This window comes from Chitinophaga sp. YR573, assembly GCF_900110995.1.
Taxonomy (GTDB): domain Bacteria; phylum Bacteroidota; class Bacteroidia; order Chitinophagales; family Chitinophagaceae; genus Chitinophaga.
Genome location: NZ_FOJF01000001.1, coordinates 1772658 through 1796919, shown reverse-complemented (window position 1 = coordinate 1796919; position 24262 = coordinate 1772658). Strand labels below are relative to the sequence as shown.

The following is a 24262-nucleotide window of genomic DNA, read 5'->3' as shown; positions in this document are numbered from 1 at the left end:
AAATTACTCTTTTACTAATCTTAATGTAGTATCATTTACTTTGATAAAATATACACCACTTGCTAATCCGTTCATGTTAAATGTCAATTGGTTATTTCCTTCAGGGAAGGATTTATCTACCAGTGTTTTTACCAGCAGTCCATTTGAATTAAATACCCGGATGATCACTCTCTCTTGTTGTTTGTTGTAAAAAACAATTGATGAAAGGCCGGATGTCGGATTGGGGTAGGCCTTTGTTAATGCAGGCACAAAATCATGTGTAGCGACTACCCTGGCAGAAGAACTGCAGGCACCTGCTGTTGGAGTTGTACCCGTTACTTCCATCCAGTCTATAATAGCGAATTCTTTTGCTTCAGTGGTTTCTATACGCACAGTGTTGTTACCTGCCGCCAGGGTGGCTGTTACAGCAGCAGTGGTCGTCCAGGCTGTCCAGGAAGAGGTGACAGGGAACGATACGCTGCTATTAACAGTACTGCCGTTCACTATGAGACGGGCGATAGTAGATACGGTGCTGCCTCCGTTGGAATATCTCCATACAAAAGAGTAAGTGCCTGCAGCAGGAACGTTCACTGTATAATTTACGCCTTTAGAAGCTGAATTAGAGAGGTTAATGTAGTAACCGCCATCTGCACCCGTGTAAGAGTTCTGACGGCTGCCATCCGCTCCGCAGTAGCCGCTGGTGGTAGTAGCCGCATCATCGATGCGTAAGGTATTGCCCCCTCCTGTAGAGGTAGCGGTAAAGGTAGCTGTCACAGAAGTATTGGCGGTGATAGTTACCGTAGTGCTGCTGGAAGTGCCGCTGGCACCGCCGCTCCAGCCTGTGAAAGTATAGCCGCTGGCAGGAGTCGCTGTTAAAGTAACTACAGTGCCGGAAGCATAAGATGAAGCAGAAGGATTAGCAGTGATAGTACCGCCAGCAGTAGGAGAGGCCGTTAAACTAAGCGTATATGTACCCGGATTGGTAGTAGTGCTACCTGATTCACGGGCTCCAAGGTCAGGAGCCGAACCATTGTAAGTAATACCGGTAGAGGTGACACCTGCATTGATCAGGTCACTACCGGTAGCCAGTGCCAGGAAGTTACCCAGGTTAGGAGTGCCGTCGCTGTTCTTAGTTACACTGGCAGTTAAAGAGATAAAGTCTGCACTGCTCACTACCAGGCTGCCGCTGTTGGTGCTTACACTATTCTTCCACCATACATTGGAAGTACCTACATCTGTGCCATTGCTTTGGTCACTTGATCCGGCATTGAATGACAGATTGTTTCTAAAGGTAGCGGTACTGCCCGTCCTGAAATTGAAGTTAGATGCTGCGTTGTTGTAACTGGTATTGTTAGTGACTTCTATATTGCCGGGATTGTCATTATCAGTAAAGCCATGATGGCCATTTCCGAAAGCAACACAACGGCGTACAATATGATTCACGGCAATACCGGAACCACCCAGCTTGAATCCATTTTTATCTCCATCGCCGGAAGTAGCTCCGGAGCTTAATACTCCGTTATTATAAGATACACAGTTTTCCAGCGTTACCGGACCAATAGGGCCGGTTTCTGTTTTGGCGTAGAAGTCCCAGCCATCATCAATATTATTGTGAGAGATACATCCGCGGAAAACGTTGCCTGTACCGCAGGTGAGTTTCGCTGCAAAACCATCTGCATCTTCATTGTCAGGGTCCTGGTTGTCGAAAGCCTCACAGTTTAATATGAGGTTGTTGGATGGCCACTGACTGATAGCCGTATTTGTTGTTTTGTAACGGCTCAGCTGAAGACCGCTATCATGGTTCTTGCTGAAGATACATTTCTCAATCGTGTTGTTATTACCGGCTAACAGCATGCCGTTATCACCAGCAGACGTAATGGTAATACCGGTAAAATGCCAGTAGTCGCCATCCAGTACAACACCACGGTTTGCATCCGCAATGGCTTGTGACGAGAAGTCGATTACAGGTACTTCAGTACTATATGCCACAACGTTTTTGTTGGCAGACGAAGTACCATTGTTCGTATCTGCTATGATGATAGAGGCAGAAAAACTGTATGTACCACCACGCATATAGATGGTACCGCCAGCCGGTATTGTGGCAATTGCATTTACCAGTGTGGTAGGAGCACTGATAGAAGTACCGGTGTTGGATGCCGAACCACTGGGGGAAACATACAATGTTGTTTGGGCATAAGTTATGCCACCAATGGCAAGGCATAACATGGTGAATAGAGGTGTTTTCATAACGGGTTTTTTATTTGAAATTACAGGATTTGACACGCCATCAGCACGGATTGCATGGAATTATTTACGCAATCGTTCCCGAATTAATTTGGACAAATACATAGTTATATGCAAATTACAGCATGACTTCTTTCCCTGTTTCCAGTTCCATTCTGTCCGCAACCCATCTTGCTACGTTTATACAGTCCCGGTATAATCTGAGCGTAAATACTACTTGTAGTTTATTAAAAGCGGGCGTTAATCATAGTTACCTGATCGTTGATGGGGAGACTAAATTTATTTTTCGTGTTTATACTTTAAACTGGCGTTCTGTAACAGAGATAACAGAAGAAATGAAACTGTTGAATAACCTGAAGGAACATGGGATACCGGTTTCTTATCCTGTTCAGGATACAGATGATAATTATATACAGGAACTGTCAGCACCTGAAGGTAAAAGATATGGCGTACTGTTCTCTTACGCACCGGGAGGAAAGTCGTTATCTTATTCAACAGAGATTCATTACAGGGTAGGGGAAGCGATGGCTAAAATGCACCTGGTAAATCATGATCAGCATATAAACAGGGTAACATATAATGCAGCTATCATGCTGGAAGAAGCAGTAACCCGCATACAGCCATTCATCGATAATAATGCTGATGAATTTGTTTTCCTTGAAAAAGTAAAGCGGTATCTGGTAACTCAGTTTGATGAATTGAGTACTAGTACACTAAGGAAAGGGATCGTTCACCTGGATATATGGTATGATAATATGCATTTCGACAATAATGGTGATATTACCATTTTTGATTTCGATTTCTGTGGAAACGGATGGTTATGCCTGGATATCGGTTATTATATAATGCAGCTGCATAAAATTGAAAAAGAGGAGACTGAATATCGGCTTAAGTTAAAAAGTTTTCTGGATGGATATAAGAGTATAACTCCCATTAGTGAAGAGGAAATGAGCGCAATTCCCCTACTTGGGATGTCCGTATTTATATTTTTCCTGGGTATACAGTGCAACAGGTATGAAAATTGGAGTAATACATTCCTGAATGAAATCCATGTCAAGCTATTTATTAATCTTTTAATCAGGAGGTGGTATAATTATCATCAACTGCCCGAAGGAAATTAATACTTTTACGATAGAAGTACATCCTATGAACAAATGCCTGATTGTATTGGTATTCTTTGCATTATCCTGTAATGATCCGGAAGAAAACAGGCAGCAGCCAGCAGAGGTGAATATGATAGCAGCGATAGCGGACACAAGCTTAATGACTATGCCATCTCCTCCTCAATCGACGGAAAAAATTCCCGACACATTACGTATTGAAGGTGATTTTAACGGAGATCACCTGACAGATGTGGCTTATGCGGTATTGTACAGGGGAGATAAATACATTGTCCGTTTTTCTTCAGATAGTATCAGACCTCTCCCTGCCTCAGAAGGAAGAATCAGACTGGTAAATGAACACGATTTAAATAATGATGGAAGGGATGACCTGACTATCTTCCAGGAATCAGGGCATGGATGTTTTTATAATGTAAGCACCTGGTCTTATATGAGAGGGAGATGGAGGCGTATTACAAAAATATGGACATTACCTTATTTCTGTGATTATATAAGTGATGAGGAATTACAGAACAGGATAGTCCTGGAAGATGGTACTCTTTATTATTACGAAGCAGATGTAAAAGATGAGAATTTCTCTCTTGTGAAAAAAGAAATGTACCTGCGATAATTATTTATTCCTGCCTTTTTCCCCGGGATATAAACTATGTACAGGATCACTTTGCCAGAACTCCTTTGAATCAATATCCAACGCAGATACTTTCCCATAAAAAGCAGCCCCGGTATCTATATTCCATACGTTACAGGCATTCATAGGTATTTCTACGTCATAGTTGGTGGTAGGGGTATGACCAATATAAATCTCCTTAAATAATAATAATCTCTTCGGATAAATACGCTGATCTTTTTTGATGTGTTTATCCATTGCAATGGCCATTTCCCAGAGGGTCCTGTCCCAGTAAAGGGTAATCTGGAATCTTTCCCTTACCGGTCCGCTCATAGAGGTAAAGCCGGCATGCACAAAGAGGCGTTGTTCTTCATCAATATGATAATATTTCATACGATTGAGGAAATCGAGATGTTGTGCTTTTTGTTCAGGAGTATAGTTATCGTAGCTGTTCACGGTTTCCTGTCCGCCGTTGGCCAGCCAGACAGGGTCCGGGGTTTCTCCCATCAGCCAGGATTCACACCAGGCATCGTGATTACCTTTGAGGAAAATACAGGGTTGATGTTCCTGTAGTGCTATCAGGTGATCTATCAGCTGTGCTGATTCTGACCATCCATCTACATAATCGCCCAGAAAGATCAGTGTATCGTCTGATTGCAGTTGTATCCTTTCAATCACCTGTTTCACCGCTCTGATTGCACCATGCATATCACCAATTACGAAGGTCCGGGCCATTTATATATCCATTTTGGCCTGCAAGTTAATAATCAACTTGTCAATACTAGCCTTTTTTGCTAAAAGATTCAACCATTCTGCCGGAATGGTCTCCCATCCGTAGAGCAGACCAGCGATTCCGCCGGCTGTTGTGTCCGTATCATAGTTCCTCATGAAATATTGAGCTGGAACGCATTTTTCGGCAGCTTCTTGTTAAACTTGTAGAGATCAGGATGGCGGTTTTGCAATCCTTCTCTTTTTTTACCTGTGTTAATAATATATTGTGCATCCAGGATCTTTCTTCTGAAGTTGCGTCTGTCGATAGAGGTATCGAGGATGCATTCATATAGTTCATGCAATTCGGGCATGGTAAAGAGATCATCCAGTAATTCAAATCCTACGGGGAAGTAGAGGATTTTGGAGCGTAATCTTTGTAATGCCTGCGTAAAGATTTCCTGATGATCGAATCCCAGTTTAGGCATCTGATGTATGTCGAACCATTGTACGTCATTTGCCATACTGCCTGCTGTAATGGCAAAGTTTTTAGGATTGATGAGCGCATAATGTGCGATAGCGATTACCCTTCCACGTGGATCACGTTCAGGCTCATCAAATGAGTACAGTTGTTCCAGGTATACATTGTCCATCCCTAATTTTGTTTTTAGTACCCTGGAGCAGGTATCTTTAAAACGTTCGTCCATTTGAAGGAAGGCACCCGGCAGTGTCCAGGTATCTTTAAACGGCATTTCATTCCTGTTTAGCAGCAGTACGGATAATGTACGTTGCTGATAACCAAACACTACAAGGTCAATTGCAAGTGAAGGATTCTGGTAACTATGGAATGCTTTCATGCTTCTTTGCGTTAATTCGACACAAATTAAGATGTATTATTGAAATTGTAATGCTGCTACCCGAAATATTGTTTAGAACTGCGGTAGCCTTGCAGCAGATTAATATATCTTCGTCGTACATTAAAAAACACGGCCTTTCATCATCCAATTAATTGAGTAACCACATTTGTTAATCCTATCACCTGCTAAACGTAAAACCCATCAAGATGAAAAAGAAAAAATTTCCATTACTGGCATTAGCTATTATCCTGGCTGCCGGAGGCGCACTGGCAAACTCGTTAACGAAAAATCACCTGGAAGAAACACAGTATTATAAATCGGGCACCAGCTATTACCCTGCGGGTATAGAAGGCTACGATTATGAATGTGCTTTCGACCATTTTGGTACCTGCACTTATTACTTTGATGCTGCTACTGGAACTTATAAATCCAGTAAAGGCGGAAAGATCCTGTTCATTAGATAACATATAAAGTTGATGAGCTGCATCTCAGCCGGTGCAGTTCATCTCTTTAATCACGTATTAATACCTGGTTAAATCAGGTGTTTATGCATGTGATGGGAAGAAGGAATTAATTGAATTTTGTCCAACAAAAATTTAATTGTTCAACTTCAAACCCCCAAAAAATGCGTAAACATTTCATGTTAGCGGGTGTGGTAGGTATTGCTGCACTGTCGCTCTTCTCATGTTCCAAAGATCAAAAAACGGCTGATCAGCCTTCATCATTGTCTCAAACCCAAACTGCTGCAGGGGCAAGAACGGCCGGCACTGATGAACTGGATGCCATTCTGAAAGACCTTACACCGGATACATACCTGCTGAGTTTTGATGGATTGCCAGCCAATAACTACATTACCAAATCGGTTTACGGAACATTGTCCGACGAAACTCAGTTTGGTGGCCCACGTTACCCCAGTCCGATTCCAGCGTTGTACAAAATTGGCTACACCTCTATTCCGTTTAACAAGATCTGGGTAAAGACCTGCCCTACCATGATCCCCTTCACAGACATTGCTGCCCGTGCTGCGGAACTGATCAAAAAAGCTGATAGCAAAACATTTGCTGATCTGGCAGTGACTGAAGTAGGCGCTAACCAGCAACTGCTGGCTACCAAAACTTTCCTGACTGCCGCCGGTCGTCTACAACCTGATGTTATGGACAAATACCTGGCAGGTTTTGATCTTGCAAAATTCCGCCTTACACTGCCTGCTGGTACTACACTGCCCGGTTTTACCCGTGGATTCTATGGTATAGGAGACATCACTACAGTACCTGATGCCGGTGCACGTACTACCGCTTACGTTGGTCTCAGATGGAAAGATATCCTCATCAAGCGTTTTCCTAACCTGATCGGTTGTTTTGATCCAATAGTACTGACAGATATCCGTGCTAATTTCTCCCGTCTTGACAAAGGCTTTGCCAAGATGACGATTGAAGAAGTTGCTGGTGGCGCTATTATAGGATTTTAATTATAAAGCATAATAGGCTCCGGAGCTATGTGTTTGTGGTATAACGTATTGAATAACAAAACATAATAGGCTCCGGAGCTATGTATTTGTGGTATAACAAATTGAACAACAAAACATAATAGGCTCCGTTAGGAGCCCCGTGTTTGTAGCAAACGATTTAAACAACAAAACACAGACTCCGTTAGGAGTCCCCTAAAATCGCGAATATCAGGGGACTCCTACGGAGTCAATTAAAGAGGAAATAAATATTGCTACAAACACGTAGCTCCTAACGGAGCTATGAATTTGCACAAGCATATTGCTCTTAACAAAGCTATGAATTTGCTACAAGCATATTGCTAACGGAGCTATGAATTTGTAGCAAATACGGAGCTAAATAAGAGGAGTGCTTTTAACTGGTTTCAATTCAAACTTTTTTTATGAAACGTATCTGTTGGATAAGTCTTGCTTCTTTTCATCTGCTGATAGCAGGCTTACATGCTGCTCATATGAAGGAATGGTATAGCAGTAAAAACTGGTTAAGCGCTTATGCGGATTTTACCGGTGCCGGAAATATCTTCAGCTTTTTCGCTCCGCATATAGGGAATGAAATAGCGGTTGTATACACCATTGCAGATAGTAAATCTCATCAGCAGGTAACCCGACTGGAAGGAGCTAACACCGAATGTAACCGCCGTATTCAAACGGTGTATAATTTTTTCAGTATTGATGAAGCGCAGTCGTTACTGGCGAAAAGCTGTGCTTCTTATATGATGCGCCAATATCCCGAAGGTGAAATGGTGCGCGTGACTGTCATCAGTAAACAAATCCCGGATATGCGTTCCTTCCGGCAGGGAGCCATCCCTAAATGGGAACCTTTTTTAGTCAAGAATTATAAAAAGTTATGAAACCTACTTCTTCAGAACCACTGGTGTTTTTCAGAATAGCAGTTGCTTCCCTCGGACTTATACAGGGAGCGTGGCTGGCTGGTAATATCTCTTTACTGTACGGTGCAGACGGACTGGTTCCCTGGTCGCTTAGTAAAGAGATTGTATCGCCTTATATGCCACAACTGTCCTGGTTACAGCCTTTGGCAACTGCCACGGGTACTGGTCCTGATACCTGGGTGTATATGCTCATGGGAGTATATATGCTCGGGTTATTGGGACTATTGTTTGGGAAATTCACCCGGTTATCTGCTATTATCGCCTGGGCGTTACAGTTCATGTTTATCAATACAGGCTTTATGGCCGCGTATGGGGTAGAGACCTTTATGCATATAGCGCTCTTTTACTGTATCATCATGCCGGTTACGGGGATTAAAACCAATGAATGGAATACGCTGGCTATCCGTGTGTTACAGATCCATCTTTGCCTGGTGTATGTTTCTTCAGGGATAGAGAAGGCGATGGGAGCACAATGGTGGAATGGGGAAGCTATCTGGCAAACCCTGATGCAGGGACAGTTTGCCCGGTTTGATATGCACTGGATGGCGCAATATCCGCTGTTAGCCAAATGTATTGGCTGGAGTACACTAATCATTGAAATGGGATATCCCTTATATATCTGGTGGCCACGTTCCCGTCCGTATGGTTACCTGGCGGTCGTATTACTGCATGTAAGCATTGCTGTTTTCATGGGACTGCAATTATTCGCTGCCATCATGATCATCTTCAATACAGCTGCTTTTGGCTGGCCATATGTACGCCAGGCATATATTCCTTTAAGGGAAAAAAGAAGACTGCGCAGGGCAGGAGCCATCGCTACGCAGGCATTCTGGAATATGGAATAACTTAGTGTCGGAGTCCCGCTATCAGGTTAATAGCTAACGCCACTACAAAAGTATTGAGTCCGAAAGCCAGTAAACCATGAAATAATACCGCCCTGCGTATTTTACGTGAGCTGATTTCCACATCAGACACCTGGAAAGTCATGCCTATCACAAAGGCAAAGTAGGCGAAGTCGATATAATCCGGGCAATTCTCTTTTGGGAATTCCAATCCTCCTGCATGTTTGTTTCCATCATTTTCATCATCGTCATAATACATATGCGCATAATGCATGGTGTACATCGTATGCACCATACCCCATGAAAATAAGATCCCCGCTACCGCTACCGGAATATACAGGAACATACTGGCTTTGCTGGATTCTTCAGATAACATCAGCAGTAATACGAGGAGCATACTGAAGAAACATGCCAGCAGGATAAATATGAATACAAAAAGACGACTGCCATCATCTTGCCTCGCATACTGTCTGATATCCGTTACGCTGCGGGTTACAAAGACGATCCAGCAGGTAGTAATAAAAGTGAGTGCGAACACATCCCATAAAAGCATGATGCGAATCAATGGGGTGATGGGTAGATTCCTGATTAATACAAATACCAGGGCGGTTAAGCCAAGGCTGATCAGGCTACGATTGATGGGGCGAAGCAACATGAGTTTATTCCCGAACATGGACAGATTTTCCGTTAAATTACTGCATTCATACTAAAATTCTACCTTTGCCCCATGAAGTTCGAGCAGTATCACATATCCGAGGAGATTAAAAGAAGTTTGGAAGAGCTGGGTTTTAAGCGTCCTACTGATATCCAGTTCAAGGCGATCCCCAGTATCATGAAGGGGGACGATGTGCTGGCTATTGCCCAGACAGGCACCGGTAAGACGGCAGCTTTTGCTATTCCCATCCTGGATATGCTGCAGAAACGGCATCCGAAGAAAACAAAAGGAGAAGTTCGTTGTGTGGTAATGGTACCTACCAGGGAACTGGCGATACAGATTGCTGAAGTATTTGAGAAAATAGGTAAATACACCAGGCTTAACATCCTGGGCTTACATGGTGGGGTAGATCAGGCCCCTCAGCTGAAAAAGCTGGCACAGGGGGTAGATGTGCTGATTGCTACACCTGGTCGTATGTTTGACCTTATCAGTCAGGGGTTTATAGATCTTAGTCAGGTAACGACGCTGATTCTCGATGAGGCGGACCATATGCTGGATCTCGGGTTTATCCGTGATATCCGTGATGTGATGAAACATTTGCCCCGTAAACATCAGACATTGTTCTTCTCTGCTACTATCGACAAGGATATTAAAGACCTTGCTTATTCCGTAGTATATAACCCTATCCGTATCCAGATCTCCCCACAGGACCCTGTATCCAAAAACGTACAGCATGCGGTAGCCTATGTGGGGATGGATGATAAACGTTTCTTCCTGGAACGGCTGGTAAAAGAATTCCCGGAGAATAAGATCCTCGTATTCGTACGTACGAAAGTACGGGCAGAAAGAGTGTTTGCAGCGATGGAACGTGTAGGGATCAAAACACTGACCATGCATGGCGGAAAGGAGCAGGATAACCGTTTACAGGTGATGGACGAGTTTAAAAAAGGGGAAGTGAAAGTGTTGGTGACCACTGATGTGAATGCACGGGGTATCGATATTCCGGATGTAGATTATGTTGTGAACTATGACTTACCAGATGTTCCTGAGAACTACGTACACAGAGTAGGACGTACGGGGCGTGGTGTGAAAAAAGGACAGGCAGTATCTTTTTGCAGTGATGAAGAAAAGCCGGTACTGGATGCTATCCAGACCTATTTAGGGAAAGAGATTACAGTGATGAAGATTGATAAAAACGATTACAGGGAAACGATTAGTTTCTCCGAAGATATTCCAAATGATAACTGGCAGCTGTTGTTAGATGAACATAATAAAGCGGAAGCGCAGTTTGCTAAGAAGAAGAAAAAGAAGAAATAGGATGTTAATTACGAATGAAGAGGAACTGAACGGGATGAAGAAGATCAGTGAAGCGGTTGCGCTTACACTGAAAGAAATGCGTAACTACGCAAAACCCGGTATGACAGCCAAACAGCTGGATGACTTCGGGGGAGAAGTGCTGCAACAACTAGGAGCTAAATCCGCCCCAAAACTCACATATAATTTCCCGGGCTGGACCTGCATCAGCATTAATAATGAAATCGCGCATGGTATTCCTTCTGAGAAGAAAATATTGCAGGAAGGGAATCTGTTGAATATCGATGTATCAGCGGAACTTGGTGGGTTCTGGTCTGATAACGGAGGCTCTTTTGTGCTGGGAGAAGATTTGCATCATCACCAGAAACTGGTCGATACTTCCAAACGTATTTTGCAGAAAGCGATACATCATATCAAAGGAGATGTACGTATTTCTGATATCGGTAAACTCATTGAAACAGAGGCAAAAAAAGCCGGTTATAAAGTGATCCGTAATCTTACAGGGCATGGAGTAGGACGTAGTTTACACGAGGACCCTCATGAAATCGCGAACTACTGTGATCGTTTTAACCGGGCTAAATTCCGTAAGAATGGAGTGGTGGCCATAGAGACGTTCATTTCTACGCTATCTACCATTGCAAATACACAACCGGATGGCTGGACGCTGATAGGTAACAAAGGCGGTTATGCTGCACAACATGAGCATACAATTATTGTTACAGATGGAGCGCCGGTTATCCTGACGGAGATGAATGAAATATGGTAGAAATATTGGAAAATATTTATAGATTATTTAAATTTATGTGTTGCCCATCAATTGAGATAACCCTAGACTCAGCCCCGACTTGACCCCTATGATTGATTAGCCAGAAATCTCATTGTTACCCAACCAGGTATGCCGAAAACTGCGTTTTGAAAGAGTAGGCATTAAATTTCAAAAATGGGAAAATACTGTATTCTGATGCTGGCATTCATGATGATGCTGGTGTCACCATCTTGTGTTAAAGACACAAAACTGGGATGTAAAGACACCCTTGCCCTGAACTATGATGAAGCGGCAGATGATAAATGTGTAGGATGTTGTAAGTATCCCCCCAAAGGAACAGTGCTGTTTTTTACAAAAGATGCGAGTATGATCAATTACTGTGGGGTTATTACTATTACACTTAGTAATGGAATGGTGTCTAACATTACAAATTCCTATTCTTCCATTCCAACCAATTGTGACAATGCTTATGGAGGTACTTTTAGCCTGGATAAGGGTAATTATACCTACACCGTTGCATTTAGTAATGGCTCTTGTATAGGTAAGGGGGGATCTATCACTGTAGGGGAGAATAGTTGTAATATGATAATGATTCAGTAATAACATCCGGTTAAACGCACCAGACAATCCAGCTTCTGCGGAGCCGGATTGTCTGGTTTCCAAAGTCTTTTTTCATTAACTGATTATTAACTAATAAGGAGAACAGATTTCTTAGCTTCGTTCTTTTCCGAAAATAGAACCCAACCCATTAAAGAGCAGTAAGAACGGGAAAATGTATTGATAGAAAACCAGAATAAAGATGTGCCCCTCAATATATAAAGTGAATAAACTGTTATTCCTCGAAAGGATCCGCCATGCATACATGGATCCTGGTAACCTCCAGACGGAATTACATAGTCTCCTGATTCCCGAAGCAGGAATTTATTTCCGGCAGGATGCAGAATGTGATATCCTTTCCCAACATGTCCAGCTTCCTCTTTTTTCACTTTGGATAAACGACATCTTCCCCAAAAAAGATATTGTATTGAGGCCCTTTACGCCTGTTCCCACCTATACGCTCCATTTCATGTTTGAGGATAGTTTGTGGACACAATCCCGGCAGAATCAGGAATATTTACTGGAGGAAAGAGAATGTAATCTGTTTAGTCTCAAGCCCGGGTTACACAAAATCCCTATGGCAAAGAGTAAAAAGATTTTGTCATTGCATATTAATATTGATCCGGCGGCTGTCCCGGCCCTGATACAACAATATCCGGTATTGCAATCCCTGGAGATGTCAGAGCCAGGAAGCATCAATGGACCGGTAAATCAACACTCATATCACATTAATCCTACCTGTGACTTCCTGATCCGGCAGATCCTTACCTGCCATTATACCGGTGCTGATGCGCAACGCTTTCTGTATCGATGCTGTGTAGATCTTTTACTCAATATCGCAGAACAACAGGCTATGGCAAGTCAGTTGCTCCTGTTCTCAACCGTCATAAACGGAGGGGCTTATCACGATCTGTTCAAATACCTGGAAACCCATCCCTATAAATATCATCTGGCCGGAGAACTGGCATATATGTTTGAAATACCTGCTGCAGAACTGGCACATGGTTTCCGGCAGTTGTTTGCCATCAGTATAGACGATTTTACTCATATGGCGAAGATGATTTTCGTATATGACCGGATGGCATCAAAAATATTTCCGCTGCCGCTGCTGGCAGAAACGGTTGGATATAATGATGTTTCCGTTATGGTAAGTGATGTAGAAACGTTTTACGGGCAGTAGTGCTAATTTCCAAATTTTTATTCTCTATCTCCTAATTCTGTATCTACCCCGTCCCCCTAACTTTGGGATATCATTAAATTGTTAGCCCCATGGATCAACCCGTATTATCTACCGGAAAAGACACCATTGCCTCATTACAACGTAAAGCCATTATTATAGGAGCCGGCCCGGCAGGTTTAACAGCTGCTTATGAGTTGCTGAAGCGTTCCGATATAATTCCTATTATCCTGGAGAAGTCAGGAGATATTGGAGGTATTTCCAAAACAATCAATTACAAAGGTAACCGCATGGATATTGGAGGACATCGTTTTTTCTCCAAGTCGGACCGTGTGATGAACTGGTGGTTAAACATATTACCGGTACAGGACACAGGTAATTCAAATTTTAGTATCACCTATCAGAACAAAAGCAGGGACGTTATCCCGGGCCAAAGCGTTGCTGACGGCAATACCGATAAGGTGATGCTGGTAAGGCAGCGCTTGTCCCGTATTTATTTCCTTCGGAAGTTCTTTACTTATCCTATTCAGCTTTCTATCGATACTCTGCAAAAATTGGGTGTAGGTACTACCTTTTCTATCCTGTTCTCCTATCTGAGGGCACAAATTTCTCCCAGGAAACCGGAGAAAAGTCTGGAAGATTTTATGATCAACCGCTTTGGGCTCACACTTTATCACCTCTTCTTTAAAGATTATACAGAAAAAGTATGGGGAGTACCCTGTCATGAAATCCCGGCAGAATGGGGTGCCCAACGTATCAAAGGAGTCAGCATCCGTAAAGCTATCCAGCATGCAGTACAATCTGCCATGAGGAAGAAAAAGAAAACCGGCGACATTGCACAGAAAGATACCGAAACCAGCCTGATAGAACAGTTCCTGTACCCTAAGTTAGGTCCGGGGCAATTATGGGAAGAAGTGGCCAGACAAGTGCAGGAAATGGGAGGCATTATCCTGATGCAGCATGATGTAATCCAGGTAAACACTGCACACGAAAAAGTAATATCTATAGAAGCATTCAATAAAACAACCCGGGAAACCATAGAACTGGAAGGAGATTACTTTTTCAGTACTATGCCCGTAAAAGAACTGGTGGCCAATCTGGAAGCAGATGTTCCTGCTAATGTGAGGGAAATAGCGGCAGGATTACAATATCGCGATTTCATTACCGTGGGTATCTTACTCCGTCGCTTATCCGCACAGAATAAGAACAACGGCACATGGAAAGAGTTACAATTAAAGGATACCTGGATCTATATCCAGGAGAAAGATGTAAAAGTAGGGCGTTTACAGTTGTTCAATAACTGGAGCCCTTTCCTGGTAAAAGATCCCGGCACCGCATGGGTAGGCATGGAATTCTTCTGTAATGAAACGGACGATTTCTGGAAACTCCCTGATACAGAGATTGCAGCCCTGGCTATCCGTGAACTGGCAAAAATCGGACTAGCCTCAGAAAGTGATGTACTGGACTCCACCGTACTCCGGGTAGAGAAAACCTATCCTGCGTATTTCGGGGCGTACGAACATTTCGATGAAGTAAAAGAATATATCAACAAATTCAGCAACCTGTTCCTCGTAGGCAGGAATGGTATGCATAAATACAATAATGCAGATCATTCTATGCTCACTGCGATGGTAGCAGTAGATAATATTATTGCAGGCGAAGAAGGGAAAGAGAATATCTGGGCCATTAACACGGAACAGGAATATCATGAAGAGAAAGCCTCATCAACCGAAGCAACAACCCCAGATAAATAACCCCCCAAATTAACCCCTGATATAAAAGATCCCTTCTCCCCCGGAAGGGATCTTTTATTTTGATATATGGCTGCCGCAGAAACTCAGATTATTTTTAATCATTAACTGCATATTAACTGCATATAAAAATGAATACTGTAGTTTAGCTAATATCTGAAAGAAAGAACAACCATTTATCCGTTTATATATAGCACGACTTCAGCGTGCATTTTATTGATCGAGGAAGCGTTATAGTTAAAGCAAAACAGCTTATTTACCAACAATTAATTATAGTATTTACCTATGCATGTATTAGGCAGCTATAATGATGAACAACTATTCCAGTTGCTGCGAACTGGCAATGATGATGCGTTTAATACGATCTTTGATCGTTATCGCAAACGTTTGTTCATGGAAGCATATAGAAAATTACAGGATGCAGATGATGCAAATGATATAGTACAGGATGTATTCCTGTGGTTATGGAATAAAAAGGTTGTACTTGATTGTCCAACCAACCTGAAAGCATATTTAGTGCAGATCGTACGTCATAAATGTGTAGATGTGATCAGGAAAAATACCAGCACCCGTAAGCATAAGCAGCAATATGTATGGGTGGCAGACACGTCTACAAACATTACACCTGTAGAAAATAAGGAGTTGAGACAACAACTCACATCTGCCATAGAAATGATCACTCCTGCCAGCAGACTGGCCTTTGAAGAATTATATCTCCATCATAAGAGTCTCAAAGAAATTGCCGGAGAGGTGGGTATTAATGTGCAGTCGGTCAAAAATCATATCCATCGTGCGCTCAAAGTCCTGCGTGAAAATCTAAAGCATGACTTGTCTTAAGTACTTTTTTACGTTTTTCACGACTATAGAGTTATCATGCCGATAGACGAAATCCAAATAGAGCAGTTAGTGCTGGATGAAATGTCCGGGATAATTACGCTGGAAGATAGTATCACCCTCAAAAAACTACTGGAAGAAGAACCAGGAGCAATAGCTATTCGTAATGCTATTTATAAACAATTCTCAGGGGAAAAAGAGCAGGTAATTCTTGCTATGTTACCAGAAACACTTCCGGTAGAGAAAGTATGGATACGGATCCAGGGGAAAAGAAAAACACGCATATATATTCGTACTGCCATAAGTGTGGCTGCATCCCTGGTATTGTTTACGGGGATATTCCTGTTATTCAGGCAGGAGAATCCTCATCAGCCCATCGCATATAAACTGCCACCAAAAACGGTTATCTTACAGTTACCTGGTGGGCAGACTGTCAACCTGAGTACTACACCTCAGCATACACAGGTAGGGGATGTCACGCTCAATAACCACAATAAAAAATTGTCTTACGTTTCCGGTAGTAAAGAAGGTGGCCGGATGGCTGTCCTCACAGTACCTTCCGGTAAAGATTATACCTTACAACTATCAGACGGTACAGAAGTACAACTCAATGCTGCTACCCGTCTCCAATTCCCGTTCACCTTTTCTGGCAATACAAGAGAAGTCACTATTGATGGAGAAGCCTATCTGAAAATAGCCCCGGATGCAAAGAAGCCATTCATTGTACATCTTCCCAACAGTACCATCCAGGTGCTGGGAACGGAGTTTAATGTCAATACATATGACAGCGGATCGGTAAAGGTAGCCCTGGTAAAAGGTTCAGTAAGGATGCAGACCAACTCGGATTCACTGTTGCTGCGTCCCGGTCATATGGCAGTCTATCACAATGGGAAAGACATCCAGACAGCCGGTTTTGATGCAGAAGAATTACTCGCATGGAGACAGGGAATTTACATCTTCCATGCAGTGGCCGCAGAAGATATGTGCCGTGTGGTCATTCGCTGGTATGGAGTGAATGTGATATATGATAACCCGGGGATAGGAAAAAGACGCTTTACAGGTTATATAGATCGCAATAAACCTATCCGGCATTTCCTGGACGACTTACAGTTCACCGGACACTTTGATTATTATTTCGACAAGGACAGTATCCTGCATATTCGTTAACAGTCCTCTTAATTATTATTTACGTCCCCGTGTTACATTATATGATATTCTGCAACTCAAATTAAGAATCAAAATAGCCAAAAGCAGAGAATTTAACCTAATAGCCTGATTAACAATAGAATAATAGAACCCATCATACCGTTATTGTTATGCAAGTACCGTTACCCAACAGCCCCGAAAAGCTGTTTTATATTGAAAGGGAGGAACCTGGCTATATACCCGTTGAAGCCATACCCGAAGAATATCTTCAGTTAATCCTTCCATATGCGGGTGTTTACTTTGAAAGAGATGAGCATTGTGATATGCTGAGTCAGCATATTCAGGTAGGCCCTTTTTCTTTCTGGATCCAGGAAACATACGCCAACGCGGACCTTATTCTTTGTCCGTTTACGCCACGTCCAACCTGGGCGCTTCACTTTATGTATGAAACCAGCGTAAATGTGGAGTTATACGAGGATATTTCTTTCTCGCTGGAAGAAAAAGAGTGTAATCTCTTCAATCTTGTATCAGATCTGCATAAAGTGCCCATGGAAGATGGGCAGAAACTCACTTCCTGTCACATTAATATTCTGCCGGAAGCACTCAGAGAGTTGGCGGTAGAATACCCTGCCCTTCGCAGGCTGGCGGGTAAAACACCGGCAAATGTCACAGGGCCTATTAACGAGCATCCTTATTTTATCAATTCCGTTTGCGACCTTCTTATCCAGAAAATGCTTACCTGTCGGCATATAGAAATGCCGGCTCACTGTTTTTTGTATCGTTGTTGCCTGGACCTGTTTATGAACTTCGCTTACCAGGATGCACATGCTGCACAGCGGTACCTTGTTGATGATGCACTGCATTCAATCACCTTTGGTCAATTATTTGAATACCTGACGGATCATGCGCATCTCAATCATACCCTGGAGGAACTGGGTACCATGTTCCAGCTGGATCAGACAACGCTTCGCAAGGGGTTTCTGAAGAACTTTGGTATGCCGATAGATGCCTATATCAAAATGACAAAGATGATCATGGTATTTGAACTGCTGACGAAGAAGTCAACTAAACTGTCGGAGATAGCTTTAGCGGCCGGTTACAAGAGCTGGCAGCAACTGGATAAGGCTTTCACTGCATATTATGGTTGTGATCTGGAACAGTTGAGAAGGGCCATGTAAACATGTTACTTTTCGGCTGATTGTGCTACTTATATTATATATCCCCAATTCATGACAGAACAGTTAGCCGACTTGCTTACAACATTTGCCAAACAGTCTAACAGGGAATTATCAGAATACTTTTATGATAATGCCGAGAAAATAGACTCGCTTATACAACTTTATACTGCCTTCAACCGGCAAACCACCCAGCTGCAGATAACGCGGATCAGGGAGTTAAAATGGGCTATCCGGAGTATTACCGGTAATCCTGACTGGAAAGACCAGGATGAACTGGAGCTTCAATATAGCCGGTTCAATACAGATCGCCCGCTTATCTTAGTGGAAGGTGGTTTTGAGTCTGCCAGAGGGGATGCACTGGGTAAATTTATTATCAGGATCAGGACAAAGACCATCCAGGCATGGAACTACTATGAGGATCAGTTAATGAAAGATTTTCCATTAATTGAACCGGAAATAGTGGGTGATGAAACCATACTGGTGGTGAATAGCATCCGGGGGAACGATCTGACAGAGATCCTGGAGGCATTGATGAAAGCGCAAACCTACCTCATAGGACTTACAAACAGTCCACAACATGATATTTTACTGCGAACCATCAGCATCAGATAGTTATTTCTGCAATATACTGTTGTGCTTTATCTCCCAGCTTCTGCTTAACGGTGTTACGTACTTTTGCATAAGTCTCCTTATTGAGCGTACTTGCCATGGTACTACTGGATACAGTAGCCGTTTCCTTTTTAGAAGAGAAGAAAAGAATGCGTTTCACTTCACTGGTAGTAGATAGAATAAATCCTGCCATATGCAGGGCTACGCTGTCATTCACCTCTTCCACCAGAGCCAGCTGGAAAGTTCCTTTTCCTGCACTGTGGGTGTTTTTCTCAAAGGCCACAATCTTACTGTTAGTGTCGCTAAGGCTTTTCAAAGCATCCAGCACCTTAGTCACGATGGCCACATAATTGGCTCCAAATGCAGCACTCACGAGGCTCAGGATAGCATTCTTCATTTCGAATAAAGATCCGGAAGTAGTGACTTCAGAAAAGTCATTTTCCTGGATTGTCCAGCCAATATTCCTTAAGACTTCTGTATATTTTTCGTACCACTGCTTCAGGTCCTGGGGATTGGGATATAAATGTCCTGCTGCCAGCTGTGCCAGTAATGTAGAATCAAGAATATCCTGCCGGTTTTCCGGACTTACACCTGCCACAAAAGATACGATTGACTTGTTGTCGAGATATGCCTTGTCTTCATTTTCATTGGAACTCTCAGGCGCAGCGGGAACGCCTCTCATAACACTTTTATAAGCATTCTCAGGAAAGGCCAGCTGCAAACCAGCTACGTAAGACTTAGGATCTTCTTGCATCGTTATAATTTTAATAGCAATGTCGTTTAGTTAAGCTCCGTTAGGAGCTCCGTGTTTGTAGTAAATATTTATCTTCTCTTTAATAGACTCCGTAGGAGTCCCCTTCTTCGTAACTTAGGGGACTCCTACGGAGTCTGTGTTTTGTTGTTTAATGTGTTGCTACAAACACGGGGCTCCTAACGGAGCCTATTATGTGTTGTTACAAGCACGATGCTTAACTAAACGACATTAATTTTAATGGGTTCAATTTAATGAAATTACAAATATTAACGATACCTCGCTCTTCTCAGGTACATATCTATCAGCAACACTGAAAAGGTTACTCCAAGTAGCATATTAAACAACTGGTATCTCAGTACTACAGGAGAGGCCAGTACACTAAAACCGAAATGCACGATCCAGTAGAAGGTCGTTATCCTGAAAGCATTCCTGAATTGGGGTGGCGTAAATTCACGTCCCCCTATCAGCAAATAGGCTATCCATACACCGGTAAACAGCAGGATAATAAATACCATGAAGGCAGGATAATAGTCGAATAACCGCATTTCACGCGTGTTGGAAACAGTATAGACTTTATCCGTTTTATACCCAAACCATTCTTGGGCGATTGGCCATACGGTATTGGACCCATCATTATAAACGGCCAGATTTTCCACCTCGGGGTTGGCATATTGTAACATATTAGGTAGAATATAATACCTGATATATTGCAGGGGATATTGGCTGATCAGGTATTTACCATAATTATTGTACAGCGGGGATACAGCGGCCATTTTCTCCAGGTGCAATTTATTATCTGCTATATATGCTGCATTTAAGGCTGGTTGTAAGGGAGAACTGGGATCCCACAGGTAAAATGCCATTAGGGGTTTGTCGGGTCTGAAATCCATTGGAATGTGCTGCAGGGAGTCCAGGTAAATAGTTACTCTTTTATGCACAGCGGCGAATTCTTCCGGTACCGTAATAACTGGCCTTGAGGGCATGTGTGCATACGCATACACCGCATTACTGGCCATTTGCCAGCCACTGAATGCAGAGAACTGCCGGGTGCCCATCACCTTTTCTGTTTGCCCGGTGGTATAGCCGATAAATCCACTGATTAATGCAAGGATGGAAATAATGCTTGCCAGCTTAACCCTTAAAGGAACACTGCAAAAGACGATAACCGTTATACTGATCACCGGGTAGATCAGGGCATGATATCGTACCGTGAATGCCAGTAATAATACCAGCACATGTGTGACTAATAAAAATACACCGGGTTTATATGCCAGTTTAAAAAGCTGGGAAATCCATACCAGGCTCACCCCGATAAAGTAAACATCACTGGTAATATAATTACTCAGGTATAATATAGCAGGGTTCAGGAACAGAAAAGTGAATAGGGTTGCTTTCACCCATTTACCGGAAATGGTGAGTTCCAGCACTGTAAAGAAGAAATAGAGTGCACAGCAGTGGTAAAAGAAATACTGGGCAAATACCAGCAAAGTATCTGAATGGGAAAAGAAGCCTATGAAACGGATCAGTTTTGCATATCCTACCGGCCACATATTGGCATCTGCATTGGTATAAGCACTGCGTAAATAGTTGTAGGAGTCCTGCATGAAATTGGGGAATGGATACAGGTATTTAAAAAACAGGAATTGTATTAACATAGTAATTCCTGCAATCAATATGTACCAACGCCTGTCTTTTAATTGGATGTCCATGGTTATTTTTATGAATACTGATAAAGTTACCACAATATTTTTCTACCGTTAACGAGTTATTAACGAGCCTCATTTATCAATTTGTTAGCTTAGATATGTTATTTATTTCATAATGCATTGTTCACGTCAGCGGTTTGTTGCCCATGTATGTGAAGGTTTTAAAAATGTTTAAAGCGTATTTATGTACCCTCAATTATATGACGAAAATAAGCTACTATTAATTGACCGGTTCACTCAGGATTACCTCCCCGCCACATATGTTCCTCCGGAATACCTGCACCTGGTCATTCCTTATGCAGGACTTTATTACGAACAGGATGCTGATTACGACATCCTTTCCCAGCATGTAGAGCTGGGGCCATTTTCCCTCTGGCTGCATGATATCTTTGCCAGGAAAGATATCGTGCTTTGCCCATATGCCCCGTTTCATCTGTGGGCGTTGCATTTTATGTATGAAGACAGTCTGCGGGCAGAATCGTTCATCACAAACGAATTCATCCTCGATGAAAGAGAATGTAACCTGTTTAACCTCTATGCGGAAATGCACCGCGTGCCTATGCCGGCAGGCAAAAAGATTTTATCCTTTCACATCAACATTCAACCAGGTGCATTAAAACAATTGGTACAACGATACCCTCCGCTTTATTATCTGGCTAATAAACGGCTGGATAATATAAGTGGGATAATCAATCAACGGCCTTATAGTATCAATGCCGTTTGTAACATGCTTATCCAGAGTATTCTTAGTTGCAGGTATGTTGAAGAGCAGGCTCATTGCTACCTGTATCGTTGCTGTGTGGACCTTTTCCTGAACTTTGCCCAGCAGGATGTTGCCAGTCCTGAGCCTTTCCTGTTATCCAACCCCATGAATACAGCGATGTTTAATAGCATTTTCTCTTATCTGACAACTCATCCTCATATACCTCACAGTGTAGCAGAACTGGCTAATATGTTTAACATGCATGGTGCGCGGCTGGCCCATGGCTTCCGGCAACATTTCAGTATGGGTATTACTCCCTTTATCAAAATGAACCGGATGATGCTTATTTATAATCGTCTCATGCAGAAATCCTTTACATTGTCTATGCTTGCTGAGGCAACAGGGTACAGAAGTATACTGGAAATGGTAAAGGATGTAGAGGAATATTATGATTGTGATGTGAGGGCGCTGAGGAGAGGTATGTAATAGATAACAGCAGTATAAAAAATATTTATGAGGTTAACTTGGTATTAACTTCTGCTTATTTTTTAATTAATAGATTTGGAAGAGTCTATTAATGTCATGTTATTTATTCGGGGGTCAGTTATGTTACACACAAAAGATGAAGAGCTGCTACAAGAAATAAAAGCGGGAAATGAATCCGCTTTTGCTGAATTGTACAATCACTATCAGCATTTGTTATTAATGGAGGCATACTATAAGGTTCGTTCGTATCCTGAAGCAGAGGATATTGTACAGGAAATCTTTACTTCGCTGTGGATACGCAGGAAAGAGCTTTCCATTTCTATTCCGATTAAACATTATTTATTTAAAGCTGTACATCTTCAGTACGCTTATAAATGCCGTAAGAGTGAAGTTGCGAGAAGATTTGTACAACATACATTATATGTATCAAAAGAAGCAGGTACAAATTATTTATTGGAAAATAAAGAGATGTATCTGCAGATTAAAGAGGCAATTGCCGGTGTTACTGCTCCTGCCAGCCGGAGGGCATTTGAGTTGTTGTATATGGAAAATAAAAGTCACCAAGAGATTGCGCTCGACATGAATATTAAACCACAGGTTGCCAGGAATCAGGTTAGCCGGGCGCTTAAAATAATCCGTACCCGCCTCAAAAAAGTAATGTAATTATGTGTTACTTTCAGGTCTTTTCAGCAACTCATAGTTATCATGAGCATAGACAAAGACCTGATACACCGCCTGACGCTCGAGGAATTAGCTCAGGTGATCAGTGATGATGACCTGAGTTACCTCAAAACTACTATCCGCGAGAATCCGGAAGCCTTCAATATATGGATAGAAACAAGAGCAGTACTTAATACCCCTGATGTAAAAGCATTTTTAGCCCGGCCACGGCCTGTAGAAGACATCTTTTTCAGGGCACAGCTACCTAAGATACCCGGTTTCTGGACCTTCGCGCTGAATATAGCGGCTTTACTGATTATCGGTCTCAATATATATCTTATACTTCGTCCTGAACCGGTAACCAGGTCGGCAGTCAGTTTTGTAAATAATAAGAATGTTCGCTTACAGCTCCCTGACGGGAAAAATATAGATCTTACACAGCAATATGGAGTGGTAAATACAGCCCATGTTACGCTGAATAACACAAATAAGACTTTAACCTATACTGCTGCTAGTACTTCACAAACAGCTACATTACATGTTCCTTCTGGTAAAGACTACCGGGTTAATTTATCAGATGGTACGGAAGTATGGCTCAACTCAGCTACCGCCTTACAATTTCCTCTTGCTTTTACAGGGAGTAAGCGGGAAATCACTATTAAAGGAGAGGCTTACCTGAAAGTGGCAAAGAATGATAAACCCTTCCTGGTACATCTGGCCAATAGTACTATCCAGGTGCTTGGCACCGAATTCAACGTGAATACTTATGATCCTACAAAAATACAGGTAGCCCTGGTGAGTGGTGCTGTAAAAATGAATGCTGCAGATCAATCAACCTTATTACAACCCGGACACGAAATTACTTATACTCCTGCAAATGGAATGCAGATAAGCTCTTTCGATGCTGATGCATTGTTAAGCTGGCGACAGGGACTCTATCTCTTCAATAACATGCCCCTTGTTAACGTCCTGAAAATATTTCCCCGCTGGTTCGGAAAAGAAGTGATCATAGACAATCCCATCAGGGAAAATGTACACTTTACAGGCGTTATTAACAGAAACCAACCTGTCAACGTTTCTCTGGACCTGTTAAAAGGCGTCAGCGATTTTGAGTATACGATAGAGGGAGATGTTATTCATATAAAATAAAAAAGCAGTCAATCCCTTTGTAGAA

General features: G+C 42.4%; 24 protein-coding genes. 18 read left to right on the top strand and 6 right to left on the bottom strand.

The window, feature by feature from the left end; translation table 11 throughout:
* Window positions 1-3: 3 nt before the first annotated feature.
* A complete protein-coding gene (locus BMW86_RS07495) occupies window positions 4-2226 on the bottom strand; it encodes an InlB B-repeat-containing protein (protein ID WP_089780479.1) in 2223 nt (740 codons plus the stop codon).
* Between the two features lie 122 nt (window positions 2227-2348).
* Between BMW86_RS07495 and BMW86_RS07490 the strand changes: the two genes are divergently transcribed.
* A complete protein-coding gene (locus BMW86_RS07490; protein ID WP_089780477.1) occupies window positions 2349-3344 on the top strand; it encodes a phosphotransferase in 996 nt (331 codons plus the stop codon).
* A 25-nt stretch (window positions 3345-3369) separates the two neighbouring features.
* Window positions 3370-3954, top strand: a complete 585-nt coding sequence (locus tag BMW86_RS07485; protein WP_089780475.1) for a hypothetical protein — start codon at window positions 3370-3372, stop codon at window positions 3952-3954.
* On the opposite strand, the gene BMW86_RS07480 is transcribed toward BMW86_RS07485, so the two are convergent.
* Window positions 3955-4686, bottom strand: a complete 732-nt coding sequence (locus tag BMW86_RS07480) for a metallophosphoesterase family protein (protein ID WP_089780473.1) — start codon at window positions 4684-4686, stop codon at window positions 3955-3957.
* A 149-nt stretch (window positions 4687-4835) separates the two neighbouring features.
* A complete protein-coding gene (locus BMW86_RS07475; RefSeq protein WP_089780472.1) occupies window positions 4836-5516 on the bottom strand; it encodes an NUDIX hydrolase in 681 nt (226 codons plus the stop codon).
* 206 nt (window positions 5517-5722) lie between these two features.
* On the opposite strand from BMW86_RS07475, the gene BMW86_RS07470 reads away from it, so the two are divergent.
* The 4 genes from BMW86_RS07470 to BMW86_RS07455 all read left to right on the top strand — a co-directional run bounded on the left by BMW86_RS07470 (window position 5723) and on the right by BMW86_RS07455 (window position 8755).
* Window positions 5723-5980 carry a DUF6520 family protein gene (locus BMW86_RS07470; RefSeq protein ID WP_157303479.1) on the top strand — a complete coding sequence of 86 codons (258 nt, stop codon included), beginning with the start codon at window positions 5723-5725 and terminating at the stop codon, window positions 5978-5980.
* A gap of 161 nt (window positions 5981-6141) precedes the next feature.
* On the top strand, window positions 6142-6984 hold the full coding sequence (locus BMW86_RS07465; RefSeq protein WP_089780467.1) for a hypothetical protein: 843 nt from the start codon (window positions 6142-6144) through the stop codon (window positions 6982-6984).
* Window positions 6985-7403: 419 nt separating this feature from the next.
* Complete coding sequence (locus BMW86_RS07460; RefSeq protein WP_089780465.1) at window positions 7404-7871, top strand: hypothetical protein; 468 nt, start codon at window positions 7404-7406, stop codon at window positions 7869-7871.
* A complete protein-coding gene (locus tag BMW86_RS07455) occupies window positions 7868-8755 on the top strand; it encodes a hypothetical protein (protein ID WP_089780463.1) in 888 nt (295 codons plus the stop codon). Before BMW86_RS07460 ends, BMW86_RS07455 begins: the two co-directional genes overlap by 4 nt.
* Window position 8756: 1 nt before the next feature.
* Here the strand turns inward: BMW86_RS07455 and BMW86_RS07450 are convergent, their stop codons facing one another.
* Window positions 8757-9425: a DUF1345 domain-containing protein gene (locus BMW86_RS07450; RefSeq protein ID WP_089780461.1), complete on the bottom strand. Its 669-nt coding sequence runs from the start codon at window positions 9423-9425 to the stop codon at window positions 8757-8759.
* A 54-nt stretch (window positions 9426-9479) separates the two neighbouring features.
* Between BMW86_RS07450 and BMW86_RS07445 the strand changes: the two genes are divergently transcribed.
* The 9 genes from BMW86_RS07445 (at window position 9480) to BMW86_RS07405 (ending at window position 18782) form a co-directional block, all read left to right on the top strand.
* On the top strand, window positions 9480-10724 hold the full coding sequence (locus BMW86_RS07445; RefSeq protein ID WP_089780459.1) for a DEAD/DEAH box helicase: 1245 nt from the start codon (window positions 9480-9482) through the stop codon (window positions 10722-10724).
* 1 nt (window position 10725) lies between these two features.
* Window positions 10726-11487: a type I methionyl aminopeptidase gene (gene map, locus BMW86_RS07440; RefSeq protein ID WP_089780458.1), complete on the top strand. Its 762-nt coding sequence runs from the start codon at window positions 10726-10728 to the stop codon at window positions 11485-11487.
* Between the two features lie 174 nt (window positions 11488-11661).
* Entirely contained in the window at window positions 11662-12087 is a 426-nt protein-coding gene (locus tag BMW86_RS07435; RefSeq protein WP_089780457.1) for a hypothetical protein, read from the top strand.
* A gap of 199 nt (window positions 12088-12286) precedes the next feature.
* Window positions 12287-13264, top strand: a complete 978-nt coding sequence (locus BMW86_RS07430) for a hypothetical protein (protein WP_089780456.1) — start codon at window positions 12287-12289, stop codon at window positions 13262-13264.
* Window positions 13265-13353: 89 nt separating this feature from the next.
* Complete coding sequence (locus BMW86_RS07425) at window positions 13354-15015, top strand: NAD(P)/FAD-dependent oxidoreductase (protein ID WP_089780455.1); 1662 nt, start codon at window positions 13354-13356, stop codon at window positions 15013-15015.
* 282 nt (window positions 15016-15297) lie between these two features.
* The gene (locus BMW86_RS07420; RefSeq protein ID WP_089780454.1) at window positions 15298-15849 is read left to right on the top strand and encodes an RNA polymerase sigma factor; all 552 of its coding nucleotides are present in this window, start codon (window positions 15298-15300) and stop codon (window positions 15847-15849) included.
* A gap of 36 nt (window positions 15850-15885) precedes the next feature.
* Complete coding sequence (locus BMW86_RS07415; RefSeq protein ID WP_089780449.1) at window positions 15886-17013, top strand: FecR family protein; 1128 nt, start codon at window positions 15886-15888, stop codon at window positions 17011-17013.
* A gap of 149 nt (window positions 17014-17162) precedes the next feature.
* Window positions 17163-18170, top strand: a complete 1008-nt coding sequence (locus tag BMW86_RS07410) for a helix-turn-helix transcriptional regulator (protein WP_089780448.1) — start codon at window positions 17163-17165, stop codon at window positions 18168-18170.
* Between the two features lie 51 nt (window positions 18171-18221).
* Window positions 18222-18782: a hypothetical protein gene (locus BMW86_RS07405; RefSeq protein ID WP_089780446.1), complete on the top strand. Its 561-nt coding sequence runs from the start codon at window positions 18222-18224 to the stop codon at window positions 18780-18782.
* On the opposite strand, the gene BMW86_RS07400 is transcribed toward BMW86_RS07405, so the two are convergent.
* Together BMW86_RS07400 and BMW86_RS07395 are read right to left on the bottom strand one after the other, a co-directional pair.
* Window positions 18775-19533, bottom strand: coding sequence for a hypothetical protein (locus BMW86_RS07400; RefSeq protein WP_089780444.1), 759 nt, complete (start codon window positions 19531-19533; stop codon window positions 18775-18777). The two genes, BMW86_RS07405 and BMW86_RS07400, sit on opposite strands and share 8 nt — an antisense overlap.
* A 266-nt stretch (window positions 19534-19799) precedes the next feature.
* Window positions 19800-21242 (bottom strand): hypothetical protein, encoded by a 1443-nt coding sequence (locus BMW86_RS07395; protein WP_143056517.1) that lies wholly within the window; start codon window positions 21240-21242, stop codon window positions 19800-19802.
* Between the two features lie 181 nt (window positions 21243-21423).
* Between BMW86_RS07395 and BMW86_RS07390 the strand changes: the two genes are divergently transcribed.
* The 3 genes from BMW86_RS07390 (at window position 21424) to BMW86_RS07380 (ending at window position 24237) form a co-directional block, all read left to right on the top strand.
* Window positions 21424-22428 (top strand): helix-turn-helix transcriptional regulator, encoded by a 1005-nt coding sequence (locus BMW86_RS07390; protein WP_089780439.1) that lies wholly within the window; start codon window positions 21424-21426, stop codon window positions 22426-22428.
* A 75-nt stretch (window positions 22429-22503) separates the two neighbouring features.
* A complete protein-coding gene (locus BMW86_RS07385; protein ID WP_143056516.1) occupies window positions 22504-23091 on the top strand; it encodes an RNA polymerase sigma factor in 588 nt (195 codons plus the stop codon).
* Between the two features lie 42 nt (window positions 23092-23133).
* Window positions 23134-24237 carry a FecR family protein gene (locus tag BMW86_RS07380; protein ID WP_089780435.1) on the top strand — a complete coding sequence of 368 codons (1104 nt, stop codon included), beginning with the start codon at window positions 23134-23136 and terminating at the stop codon, window positions 24235-24237.
* The last annotated feature ends 25 nt before the right edge of the window (window positions 24238-24262 follow it).

Coding starts and splice junctions, on each gene's coding strand:
- BMW86_RS07495 (WP_089780479.1), bottom strand. CDS start 2,226: ATGAAAACACCTCTATTCACCATGTTATGCCTTGCCATTGGTGGCATA.
- BMW86_RS07490 (WP_089780477.1), top strand. CDS start 2,349: ATGACTTCTTTCCCTGTTTCCAGTTCCATTCTGTCCGCAACCCATCTT.
- BMW86_RS07485 (WP_089780475.1), top strand. CDS start 3,370: ATGAACAAATGCCTGATTGTATTGGTATTCTTTGCATTATCCTGTAAT.
- BMW86_RS07480 (WP_089780473.1), bottom strand. CDS start 4,686: ATGGCCCGGACCTTCGTAATTGGTGATATGCATGGTGCAATCAGAGCG.
- BMW86_RS07475 (WP_089780472.1), bottom strand. CDS start 5,516: ATGAAAGCATTCCATAGTTACCAGAATCCTTCACTTGCAATTGACCTT.
- BMW86_RS07470 (WP_157303479.1), top strand. CDS start 5,723: ATGAAAAAGAAAAAATTTCCATTACTGGCATTAGCTATTATCCTGGCT.
- BMW86_RS07465 (WP_089780467.1), top strand. CDS start 6,142: ATGCGTAAACATTTCATGTTAGCGGGTGTGGTAGGTATTGCTGCACTG.
- BMW86_RS07460 (WP_089780465.1), top strand. CDS start 7,404: ATGAAACGTATCTGTTGGATAAGTCTTGCTTCTTTTCATCTGCTGATA.
- BMW86_RS07455 (WP_089780463.1), top strand. CDS start 7,868: ATGAAACCTACTTCTTCAGAACCACTGGTGTTTTTCAGAATAGCAGTT.
- BMW86_RS07450 (WP_089780461.1), bottom strand. CDS start 9,425: ATGTTCGGGAATAAACTCATGTTGCTTCGCCCCATCAATCGTAGCCTG.
- BMW86_RS07445 (WP_089780459.1), top strand. CDS start 9,480: ATGAAGTTCGAGCAGTATCACATATCCGAGGAGATTAAAAGAAGTTTG.
- map (WP_089780458.1), top strand. CDS start 10,726: ATGTTAATTACGAATGAAGAGGAACTGAACGGGATGAAGAAGATCAGT.
- BMW86_RS07435 (WP_089780457.1), top strand. CDS start 11,662: ATGGGAAAATACTGTATTCTGATGCTGGCATTCATGATGATGCTGGTG.
- BMW86_RS07430 (WP_089780456.1), top strand. CDS start 12,287: ATGTGCCCCTCAATATATAAAGTGAATAAACTGTTATTCCTCGAAAGG.
- BMW86_RS07425 (WP_089780455.1), top strand. CDS start 13,354: ATGGATCAACCCGTATTATCTACCGGAAAAGACACCATTGCCTCATTA.
- BMW86_RS07420 (WP_089780454.1), top strand. CDS start 15,298: ATGCATGTATTAGGCAGCTATAATGATGAACAACTATTCCAGTTGCTG.
- BMW86_RS07415 (WP_089780449.1), top strand. CDS start 15,886: ATGCCGATAGACGAAATCCAAATAGAGCAGTTAGTGCTGGATGAAATG.
- BMW86_RS07410 (WP_089780448.1), top strand. CDS start 17,163: ATGCAAGTACCGTTACCCAACAGCCCCGAAAAGCTGTTTTATATTGAA.
- BMW86_RS07405 (WP_089780446.1), top strand. CDS start 18,222: ATGACAGAACAGTTAGCCGACTTGCTTACAACATTTGCCAAACAGTCT.
- BMW86_RS07400 (WP_089780444.1), bottom strand. CDS start 19,533: ATGCAAGAAGATCCTAAGTCTTACGTAGCTGGTTTGCAGCTGGCCTTT.
- BMW86_RS07395 (WP_143056517.1), bottom strand. CDS start 21,242: ATGGACATCCAATTAAAAGACAGGCGTTGGTACATATTGATTGCAGGA.
- BMW86_RS07390 (WP_089780439.1), top strand. CDS start 21,424: ATGTACCCTCAATTATATGACGAAAATAAGCTACTATTAATTGACCGG.
- BMW86_RS07380 (WP_089780435.1), top strand. CDS start 23,134: ATGAGCATAGACAAAGACCTGATACACCGCCTGACGCTCGAGGAATTA.